Here is a 5,305-nt window from a genome sequence, read left to right as displayed (position 1 = left end):
GAAGTGGGGAATTTTCAAATGTCACTTCTGGGGCATTTTACTCCGCCAGCGACAACTTCGACGCGGTCGAGATCGAACACGACCGGATAGGCATTGCCGCCGCCATAGCCGAGCTGGCGGATCTGGATCGGCACGTCGTCGATGTAGATGCCGGTAGTGGCCGCACCGACGGACGAATTCACGCCGCGGATCGCGATGTTCGTGGTGGTGTTCGATCTCTCGAAAGCGACGCCCGGCGTCTGACGGATCACGTCGTTGAAGGTGCGGATGCCCCGGCTGTCGAGCGCCTCGCGGGAAAGCGCGCTGACGCTCAAGGGGACCTTGTTGATGCTCTCGCTCTTGCGCGTGGCGGTGACGATGATCTCGCCGCTGTCGGCGCTGCCGGCCGCGCTGTCATCGGCTGCGGCGGATTGCGCCATCGCCGCATCGGCCAAGATGAGCCCGGCGAGAGCTGTCGTCGCTGCGAGAAGGTTGGCGCTGCGCCTCATCATTATCTGGAACTCCCCTGTTCTGGCCCGCGTCTGCCTTGGCGACGCGAAGTCCATTCCGGAGCTAGGCTATGGATGAGGCGGAAAATGCCATTGACCCGAACTGGCAATGCGCGGACCAGTTGCACGATCCGGCATATCCTGCAGGCCCGGACGCATGGTTGGCCACATTTGCCAAGGTGCGCGCGAGGTCTGGCGGACAGGGTGTCCGCCTAATTCGTCTGACTGATGCTGTCAGACATGTTCTGGACCTGCCACTAGGATCCGATTTTCCCTAGTATTTCGGGCATTTTCACGCCATATCCTGCCTTAGCCTGTCTGGCGATGACTGGTCTTGTCAGCCATTGCAGTGGGGCCAGAAGTGGGGCCGGTCAATCCAGAAGTGGGACCGGCTCCTATCGAAGGTGGGGCCGATGGCACAGCGCAGTCTGAACAAGCTGAGTGCGACCTTTGTCGCGAAGACCAAGGAGCAGGGCAGGCACTCCGACGGCGGAGGCCTCTACCTGGCGATCGATGGCGAGGGCCGGCGGCGCTGGCTGTTCATGTACACTCGCGCCGGAAAGCGTACCGAGCTGGGGATCGGGAGCGGTCGAGACCTGAAGCTCGCCGACGCGCGCGCCCTTGCCAGTGAGATGCGCGCCGCGATTGAGCGGGGCGATGATCCGCGCTCCGTGAGGGCCAAGGACAAGCCGGGGCAGACCTTCGGCGAGTTCGCCGATGCCTTCGTCGCCGACCTGCGGCCCTCGTGGAAGAACGACAAGCACGCAGCGCAGTGGGAAATGACGCTCACCAAGTACGCCGCGAAGCTGCGCCCGCTACGCCTCGACAAGATCACGACAGCTGACGTGCTGGCGGTCCTGAAGCCGATCTGGAGCAAGACGCCTGAAACCGCCGAGCGTCTGCGCGGCAGGATCGAGCGCGTCCTTGACGCGGCGAAGGCTGTCGGGCTGCGCAGTGGTGAAAACCCGGCGCGGTGGAAGGGCAATCTAGACACCTCGACACTGGGAGGCCGCAAACGGCTCAGCAGGGGCAACCACACCGCTCTACCCTACGAGGAGCTTCCGGGCTTCATGGAGCGCTTGCGCGCCCAGCGCGGCACCGCCGCTCAGCTTCTCGAATTCACGATCCTGACGGCTGTCAGGACCGGCGAAGCGATGGGCGCCAAGTGGGGCGAGGTCGACTTCGAGAAGGCCGTCTGGACGGTCCCTGCCGAGCGCATGAAGGTGAAGGCGGCGAAGGTCGGGGACGGGCAGCACCGCGTTCCGCTGTCGCCGAGAGCGGTCGAACTGCTGCGCTCGATCCACGAAACGCTTGGGGAGGCAGAGCGCAAGCCCGAGAGTCTGATCTTCGGCCGCACACCGACCACGATGCTGTCGAACATGGCCATGGGCATGCTGCTTCGGCGCATGGACGTGAAGGCCGAGGGCAAGCTCGTGACGGTACACGGCTTCCGCTCGACCTTCCGCGATTGGGCTGCCGAAACGACGCCGTTCCCGCACGAGGTCTGCGAAATGGCGCTGGCGCACACGATCAAGAACAAGGCCGAGGCGGCATATCGACGCGGCGACCTGTTCGAGAAGCGCCGGGCACTAATGAACGCGTGGGCTGCGTATTGCGAATCTGCACTGTCGGGCTGACGACATTCTCATCCAATTATTGCGCCAAAGCCGACAAGACCTAAGCCCAAAAAGCCAGACACCAGACAGGTTCGAAGGAGCCGCGGCGAGTGCCGCTCGGCCCAGCTCACTAGCATTGTCGTCGTAGTCAAAAGGGAGACGGCCAGCCAAAGAGCGGCCCACCATCCGAAGCGCCAAATACCGAATGGAATGGCCGAAATCAGTACGATGTTTCCAACGAAGGCGAGGCCATTCATTGGACCGAGCGTCGTCGGCAAGTCCATTCGCGATATAGCGCCTTGATCATATAGCTGCCGCAGCCGATGATGCATCGCACCGCTCGCGGCGACGAATGAGAAACCAGCTACATACGCCGCCTCTGCGAGTACCGACACGGTGCCCCCCCCCTTTCACATTGGGGCACCACCAGCCAAAGCCGGATGTTGGAAACCTGGAGGAAACCCACAGGCGCGGACGCCTTTGGGTCTTGGAAGGCCTTGGACATACGCGTCCGCCATCCGGCCGAGAAGCTCGACCGGCGTTTCCATTTCCGGGGTTTCCACGCCCCACCTCCCGACTTTCACGGAAGGCAGTGTTCTTGTGGCGTCTGACGCAGCCAGCCGCAAGAGGTCGTTGCGGTTGATCAACCGCTCGGGCACAACCTGACACCACGGGAGGCAGCCTTGAATCACCAATCGCTTTCAAATTTTATCTGGTCCGTCGCTGATCTCCTGCGGGGTGATTACAAGCAGTCCGAGTATGGCCGGGTCATCCTGCCCTTCACCGTGCTGCGCCGTCTCGATTGCGTCCTCGCACCCACCAGGGCCGCGGTGCTGAAGGAGGTCGAGGCGGGCCGCCCGGATCCCTTTCTAGTGCGCGCTTCCGGCCACAACTTCTTCAATCGCACGGCGATCGATCTCGCCAAGCTGGTCGGCGATCAGGACAACATCGGCACCAACCTGCTCAGCTACATCCAAGGTTTCTCGCCCGAGGTGCGCGATATCTTCGAGCAGTTCGAGTTCGGCGCGCAGATCGATCGCCTGGCCAAGAACGGCCTGCTCTATCAGGTCACCGAGCGCTTTGCCGGGATCGACCTCCATCCTACGCGGGTCGACAACAACCAGATGGGCCTCGCCTTCGAGGAGCTGATCCGCAAGTTCGCGGAAATCTCGAACGAGACGGCTGGTGAGCACTTCACCCCGCGCGAGGTCATACGCCTAATGGTCAATCTGCTCTTCGTCGAGGATGACGAAGTACTTACCAAGCCCAGCGTCGTCCGCTCGATCTACGATCCTACCGCCGGCACCGGCGGCATGCTCTCCATCGCCGAGGAATACTTGCGCGAGCACAACCCGACCGCACAGTTGACGATGTGGGGGCAGGAGCTCAACCCCGAATCCTACGCGATCTGCAAGGCGGACATGCTGATCAAGGGGCAGGACATCACCAAGATCGTGCAGGGCAACACCCTGTCCGACGATGGCCACCCCGGCGCGAAGTTTGACTACATGCTCGCCAATCCGCCCTTCGGCGTGGAGTGGAAGAAGGTGCAGAAGGAGGTACAGGACGAGCACCAGCGCCTCGGCCATGCCGGCCGCTTCGGCCCCGGCCTGCCGCGCGTTTCGGATGGCTCGCTGCTATTCCTGATGCACCTGCTCTCCAAGATGCGGCCTTGGACCGAAGGCGGCTGCCGATTCGGTATCGTGCTCAATGGCTCGCCCCTCTTCACCGGCGGCGCGGGCAGCGGGGAGAGCGAGATCCGCCGCTATATGCTGGAGAACGATCTGGTCGAGGCGATCATCGCGCTGCCGACCGATATGTTCTACAACACCGGCATCGCCACCTACGTCTGGATCCTCTCCAACAAGAAGCCCAAGGCGCGCACCGGCAAGTTGCAGCTGATCGATGGCAGCGGTTTCTGGCAGAAGATGCGCAAATCACTGGGCAGCAAGCGCAAGCAGATGAGCGACGACCACATCGCGGACGTCACCCGCCTGTTCGGCGCGTTCGTCGAGGCGGAGCTGGCGACGGTGCTGGACGCAGGCGACAAGGAAGTGGCGCGCGAGGTCGTGATTGCGGGTGAAGCCCCGCCTGTCGCGCCCGAAGGCGGCAAGGTGAAGCTTGCGCCGCTTTCGCGCATCTTTGCCAACGAGAGCTTCGGCTATCGCACCATCACCGTGGAGCGGCCCTTGCTGGGCGAGAATGGCAAGCCGGTGCTGGGCCAGAAGGGCAAGACCAAGGGCAAGCCCCAGCCCGACAGCGCCTTGCGCGATACCGAGAACGTGCCGCTGTCCGAGGACGTGGAGATCTACTTCGCGCGCGAAGTGACACCCCATGCGCCTGATGCCTGGATCGATCACGAGAAGACCAAGATCGGCTACGAGATCCCGTTCAACCGGCACTTCTACGTGTTTGAACCGCCGCGCCCGCTGGCGGAGATCGACGCTGAACTGGCCAAGGTGACCGCGCGTATTCAGGTGATGCTGACGGAGCTGGCGACGTGAGCTTTCCGGCCTATGCGGAATACAAGGACAGCGAGGTGCCGTGGTTGGGTGAAGTGCCCAACTATTGGGTAGTTACTGCGCTCAAGCGTCGTCTCGATATCGTTGGAGGCTCGACGCCCAAATCAGACGTCGAAGAATACTGGGATGGTGATATTCCATGGATCACCCCCGCTGACCTCAGCCGCCTGACTGATTTTTACATCAGGGATGCCCTGCGGCGCATCACCGCAGACGGGCTTGCGTCGTGCGGGACAAGCATGGTCCCAGCCGGGAGCATCATCCTATCAACGCGAGCGCCGATCGGCTCGCTTGGGATCGCAGCCGTTGATGTTTGCACGAACCAAGGCTGTAAAGCTCTCGTGCCGACCGGCGTCCACGGAGTGTTTCTCGCCTATGTGCTTTCGATCTGCTCAACTGAGCTGAATGTTCGCGGACGCGGTTCGACCTTTTTGGAATTGTCCGGCGATGAGCTTGGTGCATTTCGAATTGCCTTTCCGGCTCAACACGAACAAGCCGCCATCGCGACCTTCCTCGACCGCGAGACCGCGAAGATTGATGCGCTGGTGGCAGAGCAGGAGCGGTTGATCGCGCTGCTGAAGGAAAAGCGGCAGGCGGTGATCTCCCACGCCGTCACCAAGGGCCTAGGGTCAGGACTCATTGATCAGAGCCAGAAGCAGAACGTTGCGGCGATGGTGAT

At 62.2% G+C, this 5,305-nt stretch carries 4 protein-coding genes; 3 read left to right on the top strand and 1 reads right to left on the bottom strand.

Annotation, left to right across the window (positions count from 1 at the left end):
• Positions 1-14: 14 nt before the first annotated feature.
• Entirely contained in the window at positions 15-491 is a 477-nt protein-coding gene (locus tag IP83_RS18985; protein ID WP_054123808.1) for a TonB-dependent receptor plug domain-containing protein, read from the bottom strand.
• 410 nt (positions 492-901) lie between these two features.
• Here IP83_RS18985 and IP83_RS18980 point away from each other — a divergent pair, with 410 nt between their 5' ends.
• The 3 genes from IP83_RS18980 to IP83_RS18970 form a co-directional block, all read left to right on the top strand.
• Positions 902-2,125, top strand: coding sequence for a site-specific integrase (locus IP83_RS18980; RefSeq protein WP_054123807.1), 1,224 nt, complete (start codon positions 902-904; stop codon positions 2,123-2,125).
• Between the two features lie 662 nt (positions 2,126-2,787).
• Positions 2,788-4,608, top strand: a complete 1,821-nt coding sequence (locus IP83_RS18975; protein WP_054123806.1) for a class I SAM-dependent DNA methyltransferase — start codon at positions 2,788-2,790, stop codon at positions 4,606-4,608.
• Positions 4,605-5,305: restriction endonuclease subunit S (locus tag IP83_RS18970; protein WP_197274454.1), on the top strand; the 701-nt coding region annotated here is incomplete at its 3' end. The genes IP83_RS18975 and IP83_RS18970, both read left to right, overlap by 4 nt.

The organism is Novosphingobium sp. AAP93, assembly GCF_001296055.1.
Lineage (GTDB): Bacteria > Pseudomonadota > Alphaproteobacteria > Sphingomonadales > Sphingomonadaceae > Novosphingobium.
This window is presented reverse-complemented; position numbering and strand designations above follow the sequence as displayed.